This window comes from Acinetobacter guillouiae CIP 63.46 (genome assembly GCF_000368145.1).
Classification (GTDB): Bacteria; Pseudomonadota; Gammaproteobacteria; order Pseudomonadales; family Moraxellaceae; genus Acinetobacter; species Acinetobacter guillouiae.
In genome coordinates, this window is the sequence record NZ_KB849283.1 from 990,520 (window position 1) to 1,016,650 (window position 26,131).

The following is a 26,131-nucleotide window of genomic DNA, read 5'->3' on the forward strand; positions in this document are numbered from 1 at the left end:
TATCCATAAGGTTTATTTTGCTGACACAGGTGCAATAACTTCATGTTGCGTTGTGGTTCTTTCTGGCGCTTTATGTACCATAGTATATGCATAATCTACGCCCATACCGTATGCACCCGAATGTTCACGCACAATGTCCATCACTGCATCATAAGTTTCACGATGTGCCCAATCACGTTGCCACTCAAGTAAAACTTGTTGCCAGGTTACAGGAACCACGCCTGCTTGGATCATCCGTTGCATCGCATAATCATGTGCTTCTTTTGAAGTTCCACCTGAAGCATCGGCAACCATATAAATTTCATAATCACCTTCCAGCATTGCACCAAAAGCGAATGTAATATTGCAAACTTCAGTCCATAAACCCGATACGATAATTTTTTACGATGATTGGCTGCCAATGCATCACGAACCTTTTGGTCATCCCATGAGTTCATAGAGGTTCTTTCGAGTAAAGGGGCTTCAGGGAACACATTTAATAATTCTGGAAAAGTGTGTCCTGAAAAACTTTCTGTTTCTACTGTTGTAATGGTGGTTGGAATATTAAAAACCTGAGCGGCTTTAGCCAATCCCACCACATTATTTTTTAAAGTTTGACGATCAATTGACTGTACGCCAAAAGCCATTTGTGGTTGTTGATCAATAAAGATGATTTGACAGTTTTGAGGTGTAAGTTGTTCTAAAAATGCTTTATTCATTTTGATTCGCAACACATTTATAAAGGAATTTATATAAAAGCAAAAATACACGTAAACCACTAGACACTATTTTAAATACAAACTGTATCCTAAAAAGATACAATGATTGATCAGCATAGGATGATGCGTTACTTTAGGGGCTGTTGACAATTCGTCTATGTTTGCGACTTCGAGTGGTTTTTAGATGATACAAGGCACGAAATATGAAATTTAGTCATTCTAAATGAATAGTTCGTAACGAAGTAGCGGCAAAAACCACACTAGTCCCGAAGGGTTGTGGCTAAAATTATCTCAGCCTACGTTATGAAACTCGAAAATAGTCTCGCTATTCTTTTCGTTTCATGCCTTGTCTGCTCAATTTTAGCTTACAACACAAGCTATTTATGAAATGTCAACAGCCCCTCATCATTCAAGTGAAGAGTACTTTAAAATTAAATGGATAAATTAGACTGTATCAATACTTTTATTAGTGTCGTTGAATATGGAAATTTCAGCAGTGCATCACGTCACTTAAACATTACTAGAGATCAAGTTGCGAAAAGAATTTGCCATTTGGAAACTATTTTTAATACGGTCCTGTTCATCCGCAATACTCGCAAAATGGATTTAACTCATTCAGGTGAAAAATTTTATCAACACTCTAAAGTCATTATGAGTGAGTTTGAATGGGCAACCAGTGACTTTACCCACGACCAGAAATATCCCGAGGGTAAACTCAGAATCAATGCACCTCATTCATTTAGACATGCGCATCTTACCGAGATCATTTCTAAATTTATGACACAGTACCCCAACATCAAAATAGACTTGTTACTTTCAGATAAGTTTTTAAATATCAGTGAAGATCAATATGATATTGTTCTAAGAATCAGTCAGGATATTGATCAGCGTAATGCTCACCTGTTTAGTACCTATCATCGACATTTTTATGCAACTACAGCTTATTTTGCAAAATATGGCGTACCCAATACAATTGATGAGTTAAAACAGCACAGTTTATTGTTGTATTCACAAACGGATTCAAGTACTAAAATTGTGCTGAATAAGAATAAAAAAGAAGAAACTATTTACTGTACGCCGAAATTGACATGCAATAGTGGCGATTTCCTTTTAGATTTTTGTAAACAAGATCAAGGCATTATATTTTTACCCGATTTTTTAGCAAAAAAAGATCAAGATGCTGGAAAAATTGTTCGTTGTTTAGAAGACTATCATTCAAAGCAACTTTATTTTTATGCAATTACGCCATCTCAACAAAAGATTCCAAAAAAAGTGAAGCTCTTTTTAGATCATCTCAAAAAACACTTATCTGATCGCTAAAATATAAAGCTTTAGACTAGACTTTAACCTAATAACTAAGTATTCACGGCTCATGTTGTATCTTTATAGATAGCAATTTAACAAAGTGTTGTTTATGCAATTATTCAGCATCTAAGCTTGCAAACTTGACACAGATTTGAATTTGGGACTAAACACATTGTTCTGTAATCGTGTTTGCATATATTCAGCATAAACCGATAGTTTTTCATAAATATGTTCAGAATAAAACATATCTTCGACTAGGTTTTGCGCTTGAACTAAATCATAAAGACCTGATAAATTTAAAATTTTAGCATTCATTTCTGAAAATTTACGACATAAAGCCACATGAAAATCATCTTTATATTTAAACAAAAGCTTCTGCATGTTTAATTTATGATCATGATGATCTAATTGCAGATTTAGACCATCTTGATCATTTTCGGGATTTACCAAGAAAATTCGAACCTTAAAAAAACATTCTATTTCAAACAAATAATCTGGATTGATCGGTTGATCTGTAATTAAAAAGATACGATAAACTTCTGCCTGAGTCAGTGCTTTGAACAACTGAAAATAAACAAATTCCTGTGCATCCCATGTTTGATCTTGTAGGTCTAAAAATAGATTTAAACTTTCTAGAACGACATCATCCTTGGTCAAGTTCATGGTTTTTTCCACCTGATAGTAAGGTTTTAAAATATCTTGAACCTGTGCTGTCAAAAGAGTTGAGTAAAGCACTGTTTGATTTAAATTCGCCAAAATAAAGGGTGAAAACAAATAAGCCAGACTTAAATGATTTGAAGTAATTGCAGATTGGATAATCGCTGTACTTTTCTTTTTTGAAAATTCACGTAAGACTTTGGCACGCAACAATGTAGCTTCTAAGTTTACAAATCTTTGATTGAGTTGCTCTATCACATTTTCAGAGCAACCATGCTCACATAAAACTTGTGTGAGCACATTCAACTGAGTCGTCACAAACATATCCCTGCCTCATTCTATACTGCATCGCGTTCGACTATTTTGGAAAGAAATCAAAAAGAAATATAGCCACAAAATTTTAGAAAAAATATATAACAGATAGAGCTGTGCTGATTGCTTCTGTTATAGTTATTTTAAATACCCACTTGCATTGACCTATGTATAAATCTGAACAACTGGCCCATAGCCTAAAATTATTGATTGAAAATGGGACGTGGAAAGCACATGAAAAGTTACCCTCACTACGTCAACAGGTTGAACAATCAGGTTTAAGCCTGATTACGGTGATGAATGCTTATCAAGAGCTCGAAGCGCAAGGCCTGATTTATTCAAAAGAAAAGTCTGGGTATTTTGTTGTAGAACAAAGCTCAGATCACCCCACTACATTACATGTGATTAATGAAACAGTTGAAATTAACTCCGTTGTTTTTAAATATTTAAAATCAACACAATCTGAACACATTATCCCTTTAGGTTCTGCCTTTCCCAATAGCCAATTGCTCTACTCCGCTAAACTGATACAAACGCTTGGACAACTTGCTCGACAACGGCGTAGCTATGAACAAACACCCAGCCTCCCACCTGGAAATTATCAACTGAGAAAAATTATTGCTCAAAAATATGCTATGCAAGGTATCCCCACTGATCCATCTGATATTGTGATTACATCTGGAGGTTTAGATGCTTTAAATCTTTCATTGCAAGCACTTACACAAGCTGGAGACTATATTTTATTACAACAGACGATTTTTTATGGTGCATGGCAAGCGGCTGAACGACTTGGATTAAAAGTAATTACCATCCCAGAACATCCTGAACATGGCATTGATTTAGACGCATTCGAACAGGCAATTTTAAAATATCCAATTAAAGTATGTCTGATGATGTTAAATGGTCAAAATCCAATTGGCTTTACTGTGAGTGACGAAATTAAATTAAAATTGGCGAAGTTACTCAACCAATATCAGATTTATTTGATTGAAGATGATGTCTATGAAGAACTTTACTATGATCAGAAAAAACCCCTCTCAATGAAGTATTTTGATCAACAAAATTGGGTACTACATTGTTCTTCTTTTTCAAAAACATTAGGTGCAGGTTTTCGTATCGGTTGGGTCTATGCAGGTAAATTCTCTGAACATATTCAACACACTCAACTTATGAGCACCCTTTCAGTCAACTCATTTATCCAAAATGCCTTGGTTGAATACCTCTCTCATCGTCATTATGAAAAACATTTAAAAACTTTACGATCCACCTTACAACGTTATAAAAAACAATATTTTAATTATTTAAAAACCCATTTACCTGAGCAATGCCATGTCAATTATTATCCTTCCGGATACTTTCTATGGATTGAATTGCCTGAACAAGTCGATAGTAATGAGATCTATCAGCACATGTTAGAACACGGTGTTAGTGTCGCGCCGAGCAGCTTATTTAATATTAGCAATCAACAAAATCACTTTATTCGGATGAATTGTTCATTTGAAATGAATGAAAAGATTCAAAATGCATTAAACCAATTGATTTATATTATTGGTAAATCAGTGACGACATAAGCTGAATTTTTATAACAGATTCATCATTGCTTACTTATCTGTTATAGTTTTTTTCTAATTTTTTGTATCTACAGTGTGAACACTTTTCTATCCATAATGAATCTATATTAAGCAGAAAGAGATTTTGCGATGAATGATGACAAAAGCCCTAAAAAACCACAATATGCTGATAGCTCGATTTCAGACAAAGCCTTTAAACGCATGATCATCTGGTTTTTTATCTACTGTAGCCTGTTTTGTATTGGTGTTATTGTCACAATCGGTGCAGATCACGCTGCTTTAAACTAGATCTCAATTGATTTAAAAAGATACGATTGATAAAACACTCACTTAATCAAGTGAGTGTTTTTTCTGTATCTGTTGGCTTAAAAGTGTATAGGCATCTTTAAGATCTTCCCGCCCCATATCCTGTAACATGCGCTGATGCATATTTAAAATATTCACATCTCCACGCCTTGCAGGACCCGTCTGCATTGTTTCAGGATCATTTTGAGTGGCTTTTTTTGCTGTTTCCAAAATTAATGGATACAGTAAATTAAAATCGACCTGCTGGGCATCGACCACTTGTTTAGCCATGTCATAACAATAATTTGTAAAATTACAGGCAAATACCCCTCCCAGATGTAAGCTCAGCCGCTGCGCTGAATTATATGGATAAACCTGATTACTTAGACTATTTGCTAGCGTCGTTAAAGTAGACAAATCCTCTTGCAAAGCCGTTTCAATAAACAACGGGGTATTCTGCCAATCCACTTCACGTTCAAAGCTAAAAGTTTGTAAGGGATAAAAAACCCCAGATTTTACATGGTGTTCAGTCAATATATTGAGGTTGGTACTGCCAGAAGTATGAACAATCAAAACATCCGAAAGTTGTGAATGAATCATTTGGATGACTTGAGCAATGGCTTGGTCACTCACCGCAATAATTAATAAATCAATTTCAGGTTCTATACAATGCACAACATCAATTGCCTGAGCATTCACCTGCTGGGCTAAGCTGTGTGCATTGTTTAAATTACGACTATAAATCTGAACAATATGATGTTGTTTTGACAGTGCTTTTGCAAAATGTGTAGCAACACGACCTGAACCAACAATACTAATACGCATATCAACATCTAAAACTTTAAATATAGTTACAGCATGCCAATAAAAAAGGGATGAATCAATTCATCCCTCTCAGATTATGATGATTACATCAATTTAATGCATTGTTTAAATAAATAATTCGCTCAGCGGTACGTTTATTAAAACACTTGGTATATTGCATCTCTTTATTTTGTTGAGACATCGCATCATCCCAATATTGACGTTGTTGCTGATAGGTTTCAATTTCACTGTCTGGAATATCACCAAAACTTTTCTGTGAAATGACTTTACAATCAACATCACGTTTTTCAAACCATTCTGTTTGATCTTGCTTAAATTGTGCTTTTTGTTCATCACTCAAACTATCCCAAGTCTGGTTTAAACGATCAACTTGTTTGAGCTTTTCTTCATCTAGCTCTTTTTTGCGGATATCCATGGCTTTTTGTGCAAGCGCTGTTTGCTCTGCATTTTCAATTTGGTTGACCTGCTCGCGTTCACGCATATCTTTATTTTCTTTCATATAGGCTGCGTATTGTACCGCTTTTACCGTAACAAAAGTTACCCCTTGAATAACTGCATCCTGATTAAGCACATCAAGGGTTAAACCATCTTTGTCTGTTTTCACAACATTATAGTTAAACTTGCCTTTTAGCTGATCATTGGCCAATACCAATTTAGATTCACCAGCTTCGATATACTCACGTATACTACGATACCCATCACCTTCACATCCCTCCTCACAATCTTGCCCAAATTCTGCATATGAATTTTCAGCACGCTGTTGTAAGCCTTTCGGGAATTGAACCACTAACTGACTTTCACATTCCAGTTGATTAGTTTTAGACGAGTCTTCAGTGATCGTACGAACATTCTTCACTTCAAACTTTAAAGCATTGTTAATTTTCTGAAGTAGTGCTTGGTCAGCTTCATAACCAGAATTTTTAATATTGTCTGCGACTTCACGCAAATACTCATCTTTCAAATATTTTTGAATTTGATTGATATTATCTTGATTGGTACAACTCCACTCTGCTAGTTCAGAATTACCTTCATCTTTTTTCTTTTTGAAGTAATCACAGCCTGACAGCATCAAGGTACTCGAAATCGCAGCAATCATAAATAATGGGTTTAATGATTTATTCATTGTTTATCCGATCATATTTTTATGTGGGTCATTTAACCAAATAATTGAAGAATTTTCGAGTAAAAAATAAAAAGCTTCTGGATATTCAGAAGCTTTTTATACAATTTATGTGCGTTTTGGCACAGAGCATCTAACTAAAAGGGATTATGGCGTCGTTGCACCAAGTACTTCAAACTCAATACGGCGGTTTTTAAATTGCCCTTCTTTGGTTGAATTATCTGCAATTGGATTGTCTTGACCATGTCCTTCAGCAGTTAACTGTGAAGTATGTACGCCCTTTTCAACCAAATATGCAACAACCGATTTTGCACGTTTTTCAGATAATTTTTTGTTTGAATCCGCATTCCCAACATTATCGGTATAACCTTTAACCACAAGTTTTGCATCTGGTAGTTGTTTTAACAAATTCGCTGCCTTATCCAAAATCGCTTTATTGGCTTCTGGAATACCAGAAGAACCTGTCGCAAAATTAATCACCTGTAAATTCAATGCAGCGGCAATATCATTTACATTGGCTTTATCTGCCTGAATGCTTGAAAGTGCTTGGTCTGCTTGTGAATTACTTGTATCTACATTTGCAGCACTACTGGTTGGAGCTGCATTTGCATCGGCTGTTTGCTGTGCAGAAATGTGTAGATTAGGAACAACAGCTTTTAACTCGTCTGCCAATTTTTGTGCTTGCGCTAAATCTGCTGTTTGAATGGTAAGTTGATCACCGATCCAAGCCAATGAAATGTTTGGAATACCTTTAATTTTAGCCAACACCTGATCTACAGCATTTTGATCCGGCAAATCAGCGGCATAAGCACTGCTGGCTGTGAGTTGACAATGATCGGTTTGACCAAACACAGAGGCAATACTGGTTTTTAAACTTTCCAATAAAGATTGACTGCTCGATTGTGCCTGACAACTTGCTAATTTACCTTCAGCATCTGTTGAAATTTGCAGTTCAGCGGCTTGCACATCAGCAACAGCTTGTGAAGCTCCACTGCTTACTGGATCACCCCCTACAGGTGGCTTGCTACTGCACTGTTTAAATAACAATGCGGCCAATCCAGCAATCACCAACAAAGCAATAATTGGCAATAACCAATTGGATTTTTTAGGTTCATCTTGGATCGAATTTGTTGTGATTGTAGACGTATCAAGAGGTACTGGTGTTGGAGATACACTTTGTACAGGTATCGGTGCCACAGGTTCTACAGGGGGGATAACAGCCTCAGCCACGGGTGCAGCTTGCGTTGTGGCTGCGAAACCAAGACCGCCTACACTTAAGCCCAGTGTGGCAAATAATCCTGTTGCCCAAGCTGGCAAAGCATCTTGAATATTGTTCCATTGCGCTTTGATAAAATCAAAAATTTCATGCTTACCATCTGAACCTGCTTGATCTGCAAGCAATGATAAAGTCGGAGCAATGGAATGGTTTAATGTGGTTTCAATTTCTTGGGTCGGTGCATTGCCCGCAACCAGTCCTAAAAAATGCGCGACCGTTTCTGGTTGGTGACTGAAAATATCGCCTAAGCGAGGATTTAGATTTTGTTGAAGTGTATTAATAAGTTCTGGTTTTGATTTTAAAACTGAGAGGAGAATGGGATAAAAGGCACTTAAAGCACCGATTTTTTCATCTTGAAACTGAAGATCACCCTGTAAAACTTTTGTGGTCACCCGTTCTTTTAGAAGCTCAATAATATTCATAATTTTGGACACTCCGATTTCATTGTTGTATTTGTCACATTAAAAATCATTTTATTGATCATTTTTTATTCTAGTGATTAAATTCTAATAGTTATAATAGCTTTTTGTAGCACAGCGTGTTCAATATCTATTTGAAAAGCCAGCTTATGCTGGCTTTTTGTTTCAATTTTTGCGCTTATGTAAATTTTACAGCTTAGGCAGTAAACGTTTGTAGCACTTTACCGACCATTTTTTGATTGATTAATGGCGTATTTTTTCCATGAGATAAAATACTGTCATTGTTAACAACCCATTCTAGATCTGGATCAACCAAAGCCCAACCCGACTCTTTGACCCAACGATCCGTCATATTGGCCACTTTTGCAGGGGCAAGCGTAACTTTTTCAACCCATTCTAAAGGCTCAAACAAACCTTCACGAACCAATTGCACCCCAAAAGACACATAGGTATCAAATGCGCTAATACCGGGTAAAGTCTCGGCAAAAGGCGCTAATTTCGCAGAACCACTCAAAGGTTCATGATGGGTACAAATCGCATCAATCACACCGTCTTTGACACCTTGACGCAGTAATTCTTTGTCATTTTCAGCACGCAATGGTGGGCGCACATGTGCCAAAGAATTAAAACCATCAATTAAGTGTTCTGTTAAATGCAATTGATGCATTGCAACATCTGCTGTCACAGGCAAACCTTTGTTTTTTGCAATTTTAATCAACTCTACAGATGCACCACTTGAAAGCAAACCAAAGTGCGCTTTGACGCTTGTGGCTTCAATCATCAACAGGTATTTCGCAATAGCAACAGTTTCAGCCAGTGCTGGAATCATCGGTAAACCTTGGCGTGAGGCAATAAACCCCTCATGTACACAACCGTCTTTTGCGATCTGATGCTCTTCTGGATAAAACACTACGGTCATGTCTAAACCAGCCGCATATTCCAAGGTACGCAGAACCACATCATCATCTTTAAAAGTTGCATAGGCGTTTGAAACGGCAGTACAACCACCCTTTTTTAAACCTGCCATATTTGCGGGTTGTTTACCATTTAAACCTTGGGTTTGCGCACCAATCACTTGTAAATGAATACCACCATCTAACATGGCTTTTTCTACAAGTCCATGAATCAAAGCACCATTGTCTTGCACGATCGGCTTTGAATCAGGTGGGGTAAATACATGCAAAATACCATTTTCACGTGCCGCTTTACCTTCTGACTTCAAGGTACCATGCTGTTGCTGACCTGGTTCACGTAATCGTGCACACAAATCCACCATGGTCGGTATCAACCATTTTCCTTGTCCATCAATGGTATCTACGACATTGGCAGATGATTCGACTATTTTTCCATGTTCAACATAAACCGTTTGTACAGTGTCAATTTTTTTGATTGGGTCTAAGACACGTACATTTTCAATTTTTACACTACTCATGACTTTATCCTTAACCTTAAACTGCAATTGCTTCTAACAAACCTTTCTCTTGCAACTGACCTTGCATTGCCAAAGCCAAAACAGCCATTCGCACTGCAATACCATTGGTCACTTGATGCAAAATTACCGACTGTGCACCATCAGCAATACTAGAATCAATCTCTACACCGCGGTTCATAGGTCCCGGATGCATAACAATACAATCAGGTTTAGCCATGGCAAGCCGATCTTTATTTAAACCATACATTTTGTAAAATTCAGCTTGTGACGACAAAGCTGGTGAATCAATACGTTCATTTTGAATACGTAGAGTAATGATCACATCACAGTCTTTAATGCCTTCATCCATTTTATTGAACAAGCGAACGCCTTCACCATACTCATCAAAACCACACGGAAGCAAAGTGTTTGGTGCAATCACACGAATATCTTTACAACCTAAAGTCTGTAACGCTGCGATATCTGAACGTGCCACACGCGAATGCTTAATATCACCAATAATCGCCAGACTAATGTCTTCAAAATTCTTTTTTGTTTCACGGCGAATGGTTAACATATCTAACATTGCTTGAGTTGGATGAGCATGACGCCCATCTCCAGCATTGATGATTGCAACGTGCGGACAAACTGTTTCAGCAATAAAATGCGCTGCGCCTGATGAAGAATGGCGTACAACAAAAATATCTGCTGCCATCGCTTCGAGGTTCCATAGCGTATCGCGCAATGTTTCCCCTTTTGAAGTACTTGATCGTGCAATATCAATATTCAATACATTTGCAGATAAGCGTTTTGCAGCCGCTTCAAAAGTAGTTCGTGTACGTGTCGAATTTTCAAAGAATAAGTTCATCACTGTACGACCTTCTAAAAGTGGTGTCGTTATCAGTTGATTTTGATCATTTATAAAGGAATGGGCTGTATCTAGAATTTTGGTGAGGGTTGCTTTAGAAAGACCTTCGATGGTCAGGAAATGCTTTAAGTTTCCGTCATTATTGAGTTGAATCTGACTCGGTGTATGCAATGCCGCCAAGTGCATGAGAGATTCCTTAGAGGTTAAGTTAACGTATTATACAGATTTTCTTTTTCTTTGGCAGTTGAAGTTTTGGACAAATAGTCATAAAAGTCAGCGATCAAATTTTAAATTTGATCTGCTTTAAGTCTGCCAGTTTGAGCGTTAAGTTCATCAATTTTTCTCGAAGTTGCTGAATCATATTGAGGTAGTCAATATCTGATTGATCTTTTAACAGCTCAATATAAGCATCTATTCGCAGCAAGGCTTGATTACGCCATTTAAGTAATTCTGCTATGGGATGGTGCTTTTGTGGATCAAAATCATGCAATTGATATTCCGATATTTGTATATTAGTTAATCTCTCATCATATTCTTTTACACGTTTTAAGCACTTTAAGGTATCTTCTAAACGAAAGCGGATCTCGTGTTCACAAAGAAATTTTAAATGTGGAAAATCCTTTTGAGCAGCAAAATATTGTGCCAATGGCAGAGTAAAATCCTCATAAGGATACCAACGCCCATGTGCACAGGAGATTAATTCTTTATATTTTTTCTGTTCAACCCACAGTTTAAACACAACAGCCTTTGCTTGATGATAATGACTTAATCGCAGCTCAGTTTGTTGTGCCGACTCATCAGCCGTACCAACGTAAATCATTTGGTTGTTTTTTAAATATTTGCTAATTTCTGCATTGAATTTCGTATAACTCAAGTGATTGTCTCACAACTTATCCTCAGCTTAAAAATACTATAAATGAGTTTTAATTTTAATCACACTGTATCAATTAAGCTCTAACACTATAGCTAGAGCTTATTGCCCCCACTTATCTCAATGCACCAATATAGTGATGTGAAACTTGTGCTCGATAAATTTCTTCTTCTGTTGCACCAGAAACATATGCGTCCTCGCTTTGTTCAACTTGCGTTGTCGTTACTGTATTCACAGAGGAAGCTGGTTGTTCCTGTTCTAATAAATGCTGTAAGCGCAAGGCATGACGATTTAATTCTGGATCTTGAGTCGCCAATGACATATCAATCACATACTGTGCATAGCTTTTATTATCCACTAAATACATCACATCAATCACACGTCCTGTCACACGTCTTAATCGCGTTAAGATTAATGCCCCGATGGAAAACGCATCTGCATGTGCAATAAATCTGCTGTTGTTAATATCTTGCATAGAAATCCCCGTATTTATTAATTCATTAAAATTCAATTAAATTTCTGAGCCAATACGGTGGATAATCAAGCAAATTATGTACCAAAATCACACTATAAAATGAATTAATAATGTATACACATTATTCTCTATTTAAACGCTTACCGACTAGAACCCGCCCCACACATTGAGGACCTTCAAATAGATCTAGAAATTGCCCCGTATGCACTTTGCGCTCATCATGAACTATATTCAACCTTTCAAAAAACTCAGACACAAGAATATAATTTCTCTTAATCAATATTTTAAATTAAATCAATTACATGAGAAAATTAAATTGTTTAATTCTAAAAATCTTGCAATGCCACACCTTATATTCAAAGTTTAAATAGCTTTGCGTAGGCGATGCCTAACTTTTCAGAGATGAAAAGTGACAAAAATCTTCCGTCGTGCGAGGGATACGTCCTTTACCCCCGCCCAACGGCGACATCCCTGTCGCCCCACTATAGGATCACCATCTATGATTCAAAAATACAAAAATGAATTGATAACCAAGAGTTTCTAAAAGTTCATACAAAAACATAAGCTTCATTTATGATCAATGACTTGATGCAAATCAGTAATACTTCAAATATTTCAGAGCTTTGCTCAATGTTTCGATTTTTTTGCTTTTTAGTCATTTGACCTAGCCTATAAACTAAAACATCATGATTATCAGCGACACTATTCTGTTCAATACATCAGTGCAATTGTAAAAATAAATCCATGTTTAAGCCTTACATTGAATGTAAGAAAGTTAAATCAAATTTTAATGATAAAAATAGCGCCAACACATTTCCAATGAAATCAAAATCAATAACAGTCCCATCACGATATTAAAAAGACGTGCTCGATTTCCTGTATTTAAAAAGCTTGCTAACTTTTCACCAGCAATCCCCCACAGTAATAAAGATAGATAACAGACGACAAAATAAATCACTACAAAAACCAATAAAACAGCATGGATATGCCCCGTTGAAAATAGCCCTGTACCCGCCACTGCGGCAATCCATGCTTTGGGATTTAGCCATTGCATTAACGCACCTTGTATAAAGGTCGGTATTTTTACTTCATCTTGGGATTGACTTGAGATCACGGTCCCTTCTGCACGTAAAATATTGAGTCCAATCCACAACAATAAAACTGTACCTAAAATCGTGATCACATCAAGAAGTACAGGATAGATCACAATCATTTGATACAAACCAAAACAGACTGATGCCAATAACAAGGTAAAACCAATGGTCGCCCCTGAAATAAATGCAAAAGTTGCTTTTACACCATAATTCATACTGCTAGTTAAAATGGTCAAATTCACAGGTCCCGGTGAAATCGACATAGATAGCGAAAAAATAAACATTGAAACAATAAGACTGAGCATTTTTTAAATTCGTTATTTGATCTTATCTACATATTGATATTTGAATATATTTCAAGCAAAAAAACCAAGTTTTTAACTGAATTTAGTACTTTTTATAAAATTTCGGACTTAAAAGGCCATTCTATAAGTTTTCGTCATCAAAATACGCTAAAATACGCGATTGCTTTTTTAATGTCTTTGGAAATATTCATGAATTCGAAACCACGTCTTTCTACATATTGGGTTACCTGTGCAGATGGACTAGAAACCTTACTGCAAGAAGAAATTCAAGGTTTAGGGATTCAAGATATTGAAAAATTTCCTGGACGTTTAATCTTTAAAGGCAAACTGGAAGATGCATACCGTGTTTGTATGTGGTCACGTTTGGCTTCTCGTGTACTGACACCTATTCATGTTCATGAACTTGAATTTACCCATGATGCACGTGACGTTGCAGAAGAACTTTATGAAGGTGCGATCAATTTTGATTGGTCACTTATTTTTGCACCACAAAGTACTTTCGCAATTCGTCTTCACGTAGAACGTGATATTAAAGTCAATACACAGTTTGCGACTTTACGTGTTAAAGATGGTGTGGTTGATTCCTTCATGGAAGCTGTAGGTAAACGTCCAAGTATCGACATTAAACAGCCTGAAATTACCCTGTATGTGCTTGCTGGAAAAACTGAACACACCTATTGTTTAGATTTATCTGGAGATTCTTTACATAAGCGTGGCTATCGTCGTTTTATGACAGATGCGCCGATTAAAGAAAACCTAGCCGCCGCTATCCTACAAAAAGCACAGCTTAAACAACGCAATCCAGAAATTATTCTTGACCCAATGTGTGGTTCAGGAACCTTTATTATTGAATCATTGATGATCCTGACTGATCGTGCACCCGGTTTAGTGCGCCGTTTCGGCTTTAATGGCTGGAATGGACATGATCATGAGTTATGGATGTCGATTAAAGCTGAAGCAGCTGAACGTCATAAAGTTGCCCTAGAACAACCTTTACCTAAATTCTATGCCTATGATGCAGATTGGGAAGCAGTAAAAGCAACCAAACAAAATATTATTGCTGCTGGATTTGAGCAACAACTGGATCAAATTCAAATTGAAGAGCGTACTTTAGCAGATTGGCCTGATTTCCAAGCAGAAGGCAAAACTTCATTTATTGTCACCAACCCACCTTATGGTGAGCGTTTAGGGGAAAAAGCCTCTAACCGAGCTTTATATCTGGGTCTGTCAGCACTTCTACAAAAGAATTTCCCGAATCAGCATGCTGCCGTTATCGCAGCGGCTGTTGAACAAGCTGATGTATTGGCATTTAACAATCCACAAATCTTACGTTTAATGAATGGTAAATTGCCAATTTATATTCGTTTTGGTGATATTAAGCCTGCAGCAGTGGTTAAACCTTTCCTTGCAGATTGGCAACCTCAACAATTTGAAAAAATCGAAGGTGCGGAAGACTTTACCAATCGTTTGCAAAAAAATATGCAAGCTTTAAAGAAATGGGCTGTAAAAGAAGATATTTATTGTTTACGTCTCTATGATGCAGATTTACCAGACTTTAATGTCGCTGTAGATTTGTATGGTGATCGTTTACATGTTCAAGAATATGCACCACCAAAAACCATTGACCCAGAAAAAGCCAAAAAACGTTTTAACCTTGCTTTGGCTTCAATCCGTGCTGTAACTGGTTTAGGTCGTGATGCGATCTTTATCAAAACTCGTGCACGTCAAGAAGGTAAAACTCAGTACGCAAAACAAAGTACTGCATCTAAACGTTTTATTGTGCAAGAAGGTAAAGCCAAAATTTTAATCAACTTGACTGATTATCTGGATACTGGATTATTCCTAGATCACCGTCAAATGCGTCTACGTATTGCAGCTGAAGCTAAAGGAAAGCATTTCCTGAACCTGTATAGTTATACCTCTACAGCAAGTCTACACGCTGCTTTAGGTGGTGCTGCAAGTACGACAAGTGTTGACTTATCCAATACTTATCTAAATTGGTCTAAAGAAAACTTTGTCTTGAATGGCTTAACGGTTGATCACCCAGATGAACAGCATCAATTCTTCTCAAGTGATTGTTTTGAATGGTTAAAAGAAGGTCATGAACAATATGACATGATTTTTATTGACCCACCAACCTTCTCAAACTCAAAGAAATTCTACGGTACTTTTGACGTGCAACGTGACCATATTTCTTTACTTAAACGTGCAATGAATCGTCTAACCACAGAGGGAACGTTGTATTTCTCAAATAACTATCGTGGTTTTGAGATGGACGAAGAAATCGATGCAATGTTTGATGTACAAGAGATCACCAATGAAACGATTGGTTTAGATTTCAAACGTAATCAAAAAATCCATAGAGCATGGAAAATTAAGCACTTCCCTGTTTAATCATGTTAGACCTCGGGCTTATTTATAAGCCACGGGGTCAATTTCATGTCCTATATAAAGTGTAACGCGATCTTGGGTTGTAATTCGAACATCATGGCGTTGATATGGATTATAACCAACCTCAATTATTCTATATTTTTCAAGTGGTTTTAAATATTTATCCCCAGGTTGATTTGGATCTGGATCTTTTTTCTGCCACTCAAAATCAGTTAATACAGTAGAATAAATTTCATCTTTTTTAGCATCGTCTGACCTTTCCTGAGCAACTTGTTTATGCAGGTTATTTTGCTCTTCTACAGGTTGTTGTGCATTTTCCTTTACAGCTTTAATAATAATGGGTGACAGTTTAACCACACCTACAGATTGCGCTGCAAGATCTTGATCATCTAATTTATCTGCCAATGCCTCTATCGAACTGAATGCCATCAAGAGAAAACCGAGTATTTTTAAATAATCAGATTTGTCCTTATCTTTGATCATCATGATCAACTTTTCCTTTCTTATTATTCCTCATTGAAAAAACTATCAATTTTTGACCGTTTTTTCAATAAATTCATGAAAAACCCGATAATAGGTAAAACCTAAATAAACACGCATAAATAATTGAAGATTAAAATAATATGATAAAAAGTCAAGGCTATGCCGATTGCTTCTTCTAGATGGTTTATAGATCTATGCATCCCTATAGCTCTGGATGCTTGATTGGGGGATTAAACAGGCCTTAATAAACCTTTGCATCAATTCTGTGATGTGTAGTGTTTTCCCTATTATGCGGAAAGTCTTAATGTGGCATTCTGCTGCACAATCAACCTCATTTCCCCTTCACAAGTGCTATCCATCAATATTACTTCCCCCTTGCACCAATGCTTACACGTATGTAGAACGCTAAAAGTCCTCAAGCTTGCAATGCCATACCTTATATTCAAAATAACACGCAAAAATATAAATGCTTATCCAATAAAAAAGCCAACCACCTTGCGGTAGTTGGCTTCGGTTATACTGTTGGATAAATTAACTTAATTTTAATTTACCAAAATCAAGTTGACCATTTTCAGCACTGATTAAGATGGTATCACCTGCTGTAAATTGACCGGCAAGGATTTGCTGAGCCAATGGATTTTCAACCTGTTGTTGAATTGCACGTTTAAGTGGACGCGCACCATATACAGGATCAAAACCAGCATCAATCAGAATATCAAAGGCCTGATCATCGACTTTCAATCCAATGTCTCGTTCAGATAAACGTGAACGTAAACGATCCAATTGAATATCCGCAATGCCACGAATTTGTGATTTTTTCAACGAGTGGAACACCACCAATTCATCGATACGGTTAATAAACTCAGGACGGAAATGTTGTGATACGGCATTCATCACCGTTAAACGAACATCTTCATCACTCGCACCTTCACCGAGTTCACGTACATCACTTGAACCTAAGTTCGATGTCATCACAATCACGGTATTTTTAAAGTCAATCACGCGGCCTTGTGAGTCAGTTAATCGACCATCATCCAACACTTGTAATAAGATGTTGAATACATCTGGATGGGCTTTTTCAACTTCATCAAATAACACCACACTGTACGGTTTGCGGCGTACTGCTTCAGTTAAAACACCACCTTCTTCATAACCCACATAACCTGGAGGTGCACCCACCAAGCGACTCACCGAATGCTTTTCCATAAACTCTGACATATCGATACGGATAATTGCATCATCACTGTCAAATAAGAAGTTACCTAAAGCCTTGGTTAACTCGGTTTTACCCACCCCTGTTGGTCCAAGGAATAAGAACGAACCACTTGGACGATTAGGATCAGATAAGCCCGCACGTGAACGACGAACTGCATTTGAGACAGCAACCACAGCTTCATCTTGCCCAACCACACGGTTATGTAAGAAATCTTCCATATGAAGCAATTTCTCACGCTCGCCTTGTAGCATTTTTGACACAGGAATACCGGTTGCAGCACTGACCACTTCTGCAATTTCATTTTCAGTCACTTTGGTACGAATCAGTTTCGGTTCTTCATTGACTTCCGCAACCTCTTCTTCATTCAAACGTTTTTGCAACTCTGGAATCACGCCATATTGCAAACGACTTGCTTCTGCCAAATCACCTTCACGTTGCGCTTTTTCAAATGCAGTACGTGCTTTATCAAGTTCGATTTGCGCCTGATTTGTACCATCGACTAGACGCTTTTCTGCAATCCAAATTTCTTCCAAATCACTATATTCTTTTTCAACATCTGCAATTTGTTTTTCCAAATGCTCAACTTCAGCTTTACTGACTGAATCTGCATCTTTTTTCACCGCTTCCAATTGCATTTTTAATTGGATTAAACGGCGGTCTAAACGGTCAAGTGGCTCAGGTTTTGAGTCAATTTCCATTTTGATACGTGATGCTGCTTCATCAATCAAATCAATCGCCTTATCTGGTAATTGACGGTCTGTAATATAGCGATGTGACATTTTCGCAGCAGCTATAATGGCAGAATCGAGAATTTGCACCCCATGATGCGTTGCATATTTGTCTTTTAGACCACGTAAAATTGCAATGGTGTCTTCAACACTTGGTTCATCCACCAGAACTTTTTGGAAACGACGTTCCAAAGCTGCATCTTTTTCAATAAATTGACGATACTCATCCAGAGTTGTTGCACCGACACAACGTAATTCACCACGTGCCAATGCAGGTTTTAACATATTACCTGCATCCATCGCACCATCACCTTTACCCGCACCGACAAGCGTATGTAGCTCATCAATAAACAGGATGATCTCACCATCAAATTTAGCCAGATCTTTGAGTACTGCTTTTAAACGTTCTTCAAACTCACCACGGTATTTTGCACCAGCCAGCAACGAGCCTAAATCTAATGATAAAACACGTTTACCTTTTAAGCCTTCAGGCACCTCACCATTGATAATACGCTGTGCCAGACCTTCAACAATCGCTGTTTTACCTACACCTGGTTCACCAATCAATACCGGATTATTTTTAGTCCGACGTGACAGCACTTGAATGGTACGACGGATTTCTTCATCACGACCAATCACTGGATCGAGTTTGCCTTCCGCAGCACGTGCCGTTAAATCTACAGTATATTTATTGAGTGAATCTCGCTGATCTTCATGGTTATTTGCCATAACTTGTTCGCCACCTCGAATATTTTCAATTGCTTTGCGTAGTTTGTCGGTTGTTACACCTACACTGGTTAACAATGTTTTGGTTGCACCTGTTTCAGCAAGTGCCAAGATCACCCAGTCGGTAGATAAAAATTCATCTCCTGCTTTTTGAGCAAAACTATCTGCCAAATTAAGCGCACGTACAGCTTCTGGATTTAAATTGATATCCCCAGTCGGTGTTCCAATTTTTGGTGCATCAGCTAAAGCTTTTTGCAGTTTTGTTTTTAACTCAGGTAGATTGGCGCCTGACTGTTGCAACAGACTTAGATTGGATGGTTCTTCCAACAAAACGGAAAGAATATGAATACCCTCAATTGCGGTATTATCATTACCCATTGCCTGAGATTGTGCATCAGATAAGGCTTGCTGCAGGCGGTTCGTAAATTTTTCAAATCGCATTCTTGTTATTCCTCACAACAAATTTTGTACTTGAATAATAAATGGGAACGTTTTTTTCGATTTCAATAGCAATAATGAATTAATTTATATATTTTTCAAAAACTTACCAAAACACTTAAAATAGATTTCAGTATTAATATCTGTGCTGAAACGTTATTTTTCAAGTAAGCTGATGGAAAAATATAGAGGATTAGTTTTTTAAGCGTTTGTATTTTCAACGATATGCTTTAGAGTAAGGAGTATTGAGAGATTTTAGTATAAGAACAATGTTGACTTTCGGTAAATCATTAACTGTGTTAATTGCAGTATCTGCACTGTATGCCTGTGGCTACAAATCGCCAAATAGTGAAGAATTTCCGCACAAACATATCCAGCAATTAACACCGAATATATCAGGCATAGAATTAAAATGGTTTAAAACGTCTGATGATATAAATAGAAAAGCCATCAATGAAAATTTTATCATCTACAGTTGCCCTGAAAGTGATGTGAAACAAAAACCTGTAAAAAACTTTAAAATATGTACTTACGATTTAAATCACGATCAACAGATTCAGCCTCATTCCATTGCTGCACAAACAAATCAATTTATCGATCAAATGTTCGCGCTAAATCACAATCACTTTCTCATCACTATTAAAACCTTTCAATCTGGTGTGAATGATCCAATGCAAGCCTATTTGTTCAATGCACAGACACAAAATTTAACGGCCATGACTTCATTTTCTTATACTGCATTTTCTCAGACAATTTTAGAAAAAATGGTACAGGAAAAGACCTATCAAAAGAAAGTTTTAGAATATGGCACTACGGTTTATTTTGATCCTCAATATATTTCTGCTAAAGAAGCCGCAGAAGCTCAAGAAGAACTCAAACAACAACAGCAATCTGTAATCGAAAATTTCAAAGATATTTTTAGAGACAGGCCTGAAGAGCCAAAGCGTGATTTTTCACCAGATGATTATCGTGTTCAACCTGCCGAACCTTTTAATTTAAAGCTTATTCAACAGTTAAAGCTTTATCTACAGCAATACCAAGCAGAATGCTATTTAATGGTTGATCCCGAAACACAGCTCTTAAAAACACCACAAAGTTATATCTATGGTCATGATTTTTCTCAATTTCTGCCACAGTTAGAAAATGAAATAGGGCTGTCTGAATGCAAAAAACCAGCGGAATCATCACCTGTAAATGCCAAATATCTAAAATATCAAAGTATTGATGATGTTAAGGGCTCAGGAAATCATTATGTATTTTGGTTTACGCCGATTGGTTATGATGTATTCGAAATCAAACAGCATGGGCAAAATAAACAATTTAAGCTGCCCATTGACTCTGCTTGGATATATCAAAGTAGAAATAAACTGATCATCTCCACTGATCAGACTTACTACATCATTCCACTTTATTAATGAAGTGTTTTAACCTAATAAAAACTCTAACCCACTTTATTCATTAAGTATTCAATAGCTTTACACTTCTGACTTTGTCGCAGAACTTTGAGAAACCGCACTATTCGCTGCGACACTTTGAGTAATCCATACATTCCCACCAATTACAGCGCCTTGACCAATGGTAATACGCCCAAGAATGGTTGCACCTGCATAGATCACCACATTGTCTTCAACGATTGGGTGACGTGCATATTCTTTCTGTAAGCGCCCAGAATCATCAATTTCAAAACGTTTGGCGCCAAGCGTTACGGCTTGGTAAATCCGCACATTTTTACCAATAATACAGGTTTCACCAATCACCACACCAGTACCATGATCAATAAAGAAACCTTGATCGACTTGTGCACCCGGATGTATATCTATGCCAGTTTTTGAATGTGCAATCTCAGCAATTAAACGTGCTAACAGTGACAAGTCTTTTTTATAAAACTCATGTGCAATACGATGGTAAATAATTGCCAAAATACCCGGATAACACAATAAAACCTCATCGACACTTCGCGCAGCTGGATCACCATCGTAGGCTGCAATAACATCTGTATCTAAAATACGGCGTAGATCTGGTAATTTTTGCGCAAATTCACTGACGATACTTTGTGCCAATACCTCAATCACATCGGCATTTTCGTTGTGCTTTTTATATTTATAATCATAGGTTAGATTGAGTTTGACTTGCTCCAATAATGAATGCAGAGTTTTCTCAAGTGCATGTGCAATATAAAAATTTTCGCTTTGTTGCCGTAGGTCAGGTGGTCCAAGTCGCATTGGAAACAAAATGCCACACAGATCATTCATAATTTTCTTAATTTCATCTTTTGAAGGTAATTCCCTACCGCCAAAGTCTTTTAAGCTTTTACGTTGAGTACGCCATTCATTTCGAGCTTGTTGTAGCTCATCCACAATATTGGGGATATTCCATTGGGTCATATATTTACCTACTGAAACGACTTTCACAATCCATGCGCTTAACATGAAATTTTATTATTCACTTTGAATAAACAGGGTCTGTTGGCAATTCGTTTATGTTTGCGACGACGAGTGTTTTTTAGGCGATCCGAGGCACGAAATACGAAATTTAGTCATCTAAATTAGTTGTTCGTAACGAAGTAGCGGCAAAAAACACTCTAGTCCCTCAACTACGCTTTAGACTGCAAACAAAGCAGTGCTTTGTTCTTACTCTGGGTTATCGTTAAAATTATCTCAGCCTACATTATAAAACGCAGAAATAAGCTGGCTATGCTCCTTATCCCATGCGTTACGACATATACGCCTCATGTTCATTTTAACCTACAACGCAAACTATAATATGAAATGCTAGCAGACCCTTGATACTATTTTATTAGCAATCTTGTAGATAAACATTCTTCGTATAAAGATATCTTTAAAAATCATTTAAACCTTATTTCAAAATAAGAATAAGCAATTCAATTTTTATTAATTTATAGAATATAGAAAATCATTATAGTTGTTATCAATACATCTGATACATCAAGACTTAGATGTAATTCTAAGTTTGAAGAAAGGCAACTGAAATGACGAGTTTAAATCAACAACACTTTACCGAATTAACAACGGCTCAAATTGAAAACATCTTTGAACAAGCAAAACAACGTGTAGAAGATCATTATTTAGAATTTACAGGGACGATTTTACCTCATGAAGCATGGGCTTTGTTTAAAGCGGGTCATGTGGTGATTGTCGACGTACGTACCAACGAAGAACGTAAGTTTGTGGGCTATGTAGAAGATACCATTCATATTCCTTGGGCAACAGGAACTGCTCTAAACCGCAATCCACGCTTTGCCAAAGAACTTGAAACTAAAATTGGAAAAGACAAGATTATTCTACTGCTTTGTCGTAGTGGCAAACGTTCCGCAGCCGCTGCAAATGTGGCTTTTAATGCGGGTTTTGAAAATATTTACAATATCGAACAAGGCTTTGAAGGCGACCTTGATGAAAATGATCATCGGGGTTCTTTCAATGGATGGCGTTTCCACAACTTACCTTGGCGTCAGGAATAAAGCTTTTGCTTTATTCCCTTTATGAATTTTTATAAGCAGTTGAGAATGATTAAAGACGCTCTTAATTAGAATCAAATTAATGCAATAAATACCCGTCACAATTAAACACCAATAGCAAAATTCTTACTTTATTGGAGATGATAAAAAACAGCATTTTTAAATCAAATGAGTAATCAATAATTAATTTCAAATACCACCAAGGATTAAAACATGGCTAAGAACCAAGAAGTCACACGCCAAGCGCTAAATGATCAAGCAGCCCGTCAACTTGCCAATGCGACAAAAACAGTACCTCAACTCTCAACTATTACACCTCGTTGGCTGACACATTTATTGCAATGGACCCCTGTTGAAGCAGGTATTTATCGGGTCAACAAAGTCAGCAATACCGATGACATTCAGGTGGCTTGTACACAACGTGATGAAGCAACACTTCCACAAACTTTTGTCGACTATGAAGTTAATCCACGTGAATATTTTTTAAATGGTGTTTCCACTGTACTGGATATTCATACCCGTGTTTCTGACTTATATAGTAGTCCACACGATCAAATCAAAGAACAGTTACGTTTAACCATTGAAACCATTAAAGAACGTCAAGAAAGTGAATTGATCAATAATCCTGAATACGGCTTATTGGCTAGTGTTGCAGATGAGCAACGTATTTCCACTTTGACGGGTGCACCCACACCAGATGATTTTGATGATTTACTGCGTAAAGTTTGGAAAGAACCAGGCTTCTTCTTAGCACATCCCGATGCGATTGCAGCTTTTGGACGTGAATGTACTCGTCGTGGTGTTCCACCACCAACTGTAAGCCTATTTGGTTCACAGTTCATCACTTGGCGCGGTATTCCACTGATTCCTTCAAATAAAATTCCAGTTGAAGACGGCAAAACCAAAATCATCTTGTTACGCGTTGGTGAAAAGCGTCAAGGTGTTGTTGGCTTATTCCAACCAGGTCTTGCTGGTGAACAGGCACCTGGCCTATCTGTACGCTTTATGGGCATCAATCGTAATGCAATCGCCTCTTACTTAATCTCCTTATATTGTTCTCTTGCTGTGTTGACAGATGATGCACTCGCTGTGCTCGAAGATGTGGAGGTAGACAAGTACCATGACTATCCAACAACTTACAAGTAATCAATCTACTCCAGATATTTCTTCTGATCATATTGCTGATGCACCCATCAGTGAATCTGTCATTGCACAATTGGCTGCTGAATTTTTTTCGGCTTTACCCAAGCAAAACCCACAAGGTTTTAACTTTGATATACCCGATCAACGATCTCAAGGTATTAGTCACCAACCACAGCCTAAAGACCCGATTACTGCATTGTCTGGGCGCATACCTGCCATTGTGCAACAGGCAAATTTAAACCCGGATTCTACACATCACTATGTAGAACCGACCGCCGACCATCCCGAGCGTAGAATTCTATCTTCTTCGCCCATTGTTGGTGGTGCAAATACTCCTGATCCATTTGCTGTCGGACAAAAGCTAGATTTGTCTTTGAATCCTACACAAATCACACAACAGACTGCACCATCAAACCTAACAACCACTGCGCCACATCAAGCTCAATCGAGTTATTACTTTTTGGATCTGCCTCACCCTGAAGTTACCAGCGCCCAAACAGTCAATACCAATGCGGCTCAAACTGATGTGCTTAAAAATCCATATGCGTTTGATGATTATCATGTGACAGATGATCAGCAATTAAAAAGTGTATTACAAGATCGTAATGACAAACCTGCAACAGCAGCGTCTGGTTATTATTTTCTTCAATCACCCACCATTGAAGCTGTTCGTCCGCATTCAGATGTGCAAATACCAGCGAATGCTCAGAACTATCAACCCATTGATATTTTGCAAATCCGTCGGGATTTTCCCATCCTACAAGAGCGTGTAAATGGTAAGCAATTAGTTTGGTTGGATAATGCAGCCACCACCCATAAACCTCAGGCGGTCATCGATCGAATTTCATATTTCTATCAACATGAAAATTCGAATATTCACCGTGCAGCACATGAACTTGCAGCACGTGCCAGTGATGCTTATGAGCATGCACGTGATGTTGTTGCTCGCTTTATTGGGGCCGCTTCAGCAAAAAATATCGTCTTTGTTCGAGGTACAACAGAAGGTATTAATTTAATCGCAAAATCGTGGGGTAAACAGAATATTCAAGCGGGAGACGAAATCATTGTGTCCCATCTTGAGCATCATGCCAATATTGTACCTTGGTACCAACTCAGTAAAGAAACTGGTGCAAAACTCCGTGTGATTCCTGTAGATGATACTGGTCAGATTCAGATTGAGGAATTTGTAAAATTGCTCAATCCTAGAACCAAACTGGTTTCGATTACACAGGTTTCTAATGCCTTGGGTACTGTAACGCCTACTCAAGAAATTATTGCATTGGCGCATGCAGCAGGTGTGCGAGTTTTGATTGATGGTGCTCAGTCTGTTTCACATATGCCCACCAATGTTACTGCCTTAGATGCCGATTTCTTTGTGTTTTCTGGGCATAAAGTTTTTGGCCCAACGGGTATTGGCGCTGTTTATGCCAAGTCTGAATTACTTGATAGCATGCCTGTATGGGAAGGCGGCGGAAATATGATTCAGGATGTGACTTTTGAGAATGTGGTCTATCAACCTGCCCCAAATAAATTTGAAGCAGGTACGGGGAATATTGCAGATGCTGTTGGCTTAGGTGCTGCCCTAGAATACGTAGAAAGTATTGGAATCCATAACATTGCACGTTATGAACATGACTTGCTTGAATATGGTCAACATGCGCTACAAAGTGTTTCTGGTCTACGTCTGATAGGTACTGCATTAAATAAAGCCAGTGTGATGTCTTTTACACTAGCAGGCTATGAAACGGAAGAGGTCGGGAAAGTACTCAACCAATATGGTATCGCTGTGCGTACTGGGCATCATTGTGCTCAACCGATCTTACGCCGTTTCGGTGTTGAACGTACGGTACGCCCTTCTCTTGCGTTTTATAATACCACTGAGGAAATAGATTTATTGGTTTCAGTATTGCATCAACTCCGCCGTGCTAAACCTTATAAATCCTAATTTTAAACTTTAGCGTTTAAAGCTTAGTTTTTAAGTTTTAGTTTTCAAAGACTTTATTGATCGATCATAATCACATGCTTAATTAATTAGGCAT

Annotated in this window: 20 protein-coding genes and 1 pseudogene; 8 read left to right on the forward strand and 13 right to left on the reverse strand. The window is 37.5% G+C overall.

Annotated elements, in window-relative coordinates:
* Nucleotides 1-12: 12 nt before the first annotated feature.
* Nucleotides 13-698 (reverse strand): annotated as a pseudogene (locus F981_RS09865) (hydrolase).
* Between the two features lie 435 nt (nucleotides 699-1,133).
* Here F981_RS09865 and F981_RS09870 point away from each other — a divergent pair.
* Nucleotides 1,134-2,018 carry a LysR family transcriptional regulator gene (locus F981_RS09870; protein ID WP_004721080.1) on the forward strand — a complete coding sequence of 295 codons (885 nt, stop codon included), beginning with the start codon at nucleotides 1,134-1,136 and terminating at the stop codon, nucleotides 2,016-2,018.
* A 111-nt stretch (nucleotides 2,019-2,129) separates the two neighbouring features.
* On the opposite strand, the gene F981_RS09875 is transcribed toward F981_RS09870, so the two are convergent.
* A complete protein-coding gene (locus tag F981_RS09875) occupies nucleotides 2,130-2,984 on the reverse strand; it encodes a hypothetical protein (protein ID WP_004721082.1) in 855 nt (284 codons plus the stop codon).
* Between the two features lie 155 nt (nucleotides 2,985-3,139).
* On the opposite strand from F981_RS09875, the gene F981_RS09880 reads away from it, so the two are divergent.
* Nucleotides 3,140-4,543, forward strand: coding sequence for an aminotransferase-like domain-containing protein (locus F981_RS09880; RefSeq protein WP_004721084.1), 1,404 nt, complete (start codon nucleotides 3,140-3,142; stop codon nucleotides 4,541-4,543).
* A 129-nt stretch (nucleotides 4,544-4,672) separates the two neighbouring features.
* Nucleotides 4,673-4,831 carry a hypothetical protein gene (locus F981_RS23915; protein WP_004721086.1) on the forward strand — a complete coding sequence of 53 codons (159 nt, stop codon included), beginning with the start codon at nucleotides 4,673-4,675 and terminating at the stop codon, nucleotides 4,829-4,831.
* A 42-nt stretch (nucleotides 4,832-4,873) separates the two neighbouring features.
* On the opposite strand, the gene F981_RS09885 is transcribed toward F981_RS23915, so the two are convergent.
* The 8 genes from F981_RS09885 to F981_RS09920 all read right to left on the reverse strand — a co-directional run bounded on the left by F981_RS09885 (nucleotide 4,874) and on the right by F981_RS09920 (nucleotide 13,492).
* A complete protein-coding gene (locus F981_RS09885) occupies nucleotides 4,874-5,653 on the reverse strand; it encodes a Rossmann-like and DUF2520 domain-containing protein (protein ID WP_004721088.1) in 780 nt (259 codons plus the stop codon).
* 88 nt (nucleotides 5,654-5,741) lie between these two features.
* Nucleotides 5,742-6,776, reverse strand: coding sequence for a lysozyme inhibitor LprI family protein (locus F981_RS09890; RefSeq protein ID WP_004721090.1), 1,035 nt, complete (start codon nucleotides 6,774-6,776; stop codon nucleotides 5,742-5,744).
* A gap of 144 nt (nucleotides 6,777-6,920) precedes the next feature.
* Nucleotides 6,921-8,471: an OmpA family protein gene (locus F981_RS09895; protein WP_004721091.1), complete on the reverse strand. Its 1,551-nt coding sequence runs from the start codon at nucleotides 8,469-8,471 to the stop codon at nucleotides 6,921-6,923.
* A gap of 193 nt (nucleotides 8,472-8,664) precedes the next feature.
* On the reverse strand, nucleotides 8,665-9,900 hold the full coding sequence (locus tag F981_RS09900; protein WP_004721093.1) for a dihydroorotase: 1,236 nt from the start codon (nucleotides 9,898-9,900) through the stop codon (nucleotides 8,665-8,667).
* Between the two features lie 16 nt (nucleotides 9,901-9,916).
* On the reverse strand, nucleotides 9,917-10,933 hold the full coding sequence (locus tag F981_RS09905; RefSeq protein WP_004721095.1) for an aspartate carbamoyltransferase catalytic subunit: 1,017 nt from the start codon (nucleotides 10,931-10,933) through the stop codon (nucleotides 9,917-9,919).
* A 94-nt stretch (nucleotides 10,934-11,027) separates the two neighbouring features.
* Complete coding sequence (locus F981_RS09910; RefSeq protein WP_004721098.1) at nucleotides 11,028-11,621, reverse strand: hypothetical protein; 594 nt, start codon at nucleotides 11,619-11,621, stop codon at nucleotides 11,028-11,030.
* A 112-nt stretch (nucleotides 11,622-11,733) separates the two neighbouring features.
* Entirely contained in the window at nucleotides 11,734-12,093 is a 360-nt protein-coding gene (locus F981_RS23920; RefSeq protein ID WP_004721102.1) for a hypothetical protein, read from the reverse strand.
* 787 nt (nucleotides 12,094-12,880) lie between these two features.
* On the reverse strand, nucleotides 12,881-13,492 hold the full coding sequence (locus F981_RS09920) for a LysE family translocator (RefSeq protein WP_004721104.1): 612 nt from the start codon (nucleotides 13,490-13,492) through the stop codon (nucleotides 12,881-12,883).
* Nucleotides 13,493-13,681: 189 nt separating this feature from the next.
* Between F981_RS09920 and rlmKL the strand changes: the two genes are divergently transcribed.
* A complete protein-coding gene (rlmKL, locus tag F981_RS09925) occupies nucleotides 13,682-15,886 on the forward strand; it encodes a bifunctional 23S rRNA (guanine(2069)-N(7))-methyltransferase RlmK/23S rRNA (guanine(2445)-N(2))-methyltransferase RlmL (RefSeq protein WP_004721106.1) in 2,205 nt (734 codons plus the stop codon).
* A gap of 18 nt (nucleotides 15,887-15,904) precedes the next feature.
* Here rlmKL and F981_RS09930 read toward each other — a convergent pair whose 3' ends face one another.
* Together F981_RS09930 and clpB are read right to left on the reverse strand one after the other, a co-directional pair.
* Nucleotides 15,905-16,369 (reverse strand): hypothetical protein, encoded by a 465-nt coding sequence (locus F981_RS09930; protein ID WP_004721109.1) that lies wholly within the window; start codon nucleotides 16,367-16,369, stop codon nucleotides 15,905-15,907.
* A 528-nt stretch (nucleotides 16,370-16,897) separates the two neighbouring features.
* Nucleotides 16,898-19,477: an ATP-dependent chaperone ClpB gene (gene clpB, locus F981_RS09935; RefSeq protein WP_004721111.1), complete on the reverse strand. Its 2,580-nt coding sequence runs from the start codon at nucleotides 19,475-19,477 to the stop codon at nucleotides 16,898-16,900.
* A gap of 266 nt (nucleotides 19,478-19,743) precedes the next feature.
* Here clpB and F981_RS09940 point away from each other — a divergent pair, with 266 nt between their 5' ends.
* Complete coding sequence (locus tag F981_RS09940) at nucleotides 19,744-20,889, forward strand: hypothetical protein (RefSeq protein WP_004721113.1); 1,146 nt, start codon at nucleotides 19,744-19,746, stop codon at nucleotides 20,887-20,889.
* Nucleotides 20,890-20,949: 60 nt separating this feature from the next.
* Here F981_RS09940 and epsC read toward each other — a convergent pair whose 3' ends face one another.
* Nucleotides 20,950-21,858, reverse strand: coding sequence for a serine O-acetyltransferase EpsC (gene epsC / locus F981_RS09945; protein WP_004820985.1), 909 nt, complete (start codon nucleotides 21,856-21,858; stop codon nucleotides 20,950-20,952).
* 605 nt (nucleotides 21,859-22,463) lie between these two features.
* Here epsC and F981_RS09950 point away from each other — a divergent pair.
* The 3 genes from F981_RS09950 (at nucleotide 22,464) to F981_RS09960 (ending at nucleotide 26,037) form a co-directional block, all read left to right on the forward strand.
* Nucleotides 22,464-22,952: a rhodanese-like domain-containing protein gene (locus tag F981_RS09950; protein WP_004721117.1), complete on the forward strand. Its 489-nt coding sequence runs from the start codon at nucleotides 22,464-22,466 to the stop codon at nucleotides 22,950-22,952.
* A 210-nt stretch (nucleotides 22,953-23,162) separates the two neighbouring features.
* Entirely contained in the window at nucleotides 23,163-24,095 is a 933-nt protein-coding gene (locus F981_RS09955; RefSeq protein WP_004721119.1) for a family 2A encapsulin nanocompartment shell protein, read from the forward strand.
* Nucleotides 24,070-26,037, forward strand: a complete 1,968-nt coding sequence (locus F981_RS09960; protein ID WP_004721121.1) for a family 2A encapsulin nanocompartment cargo protein cysteine desulfurase — start codon at nucleotides 24,070-24,072, stop codon at nucleotides 26,035-26,037. The genes F981_RS09955 and F981_RS09960 overlap by 26 nt, the downstream gene beginning before the upstream one ends.
* Nucleotides 26,038-26,131: the final 94 nt, after the last annotated feature.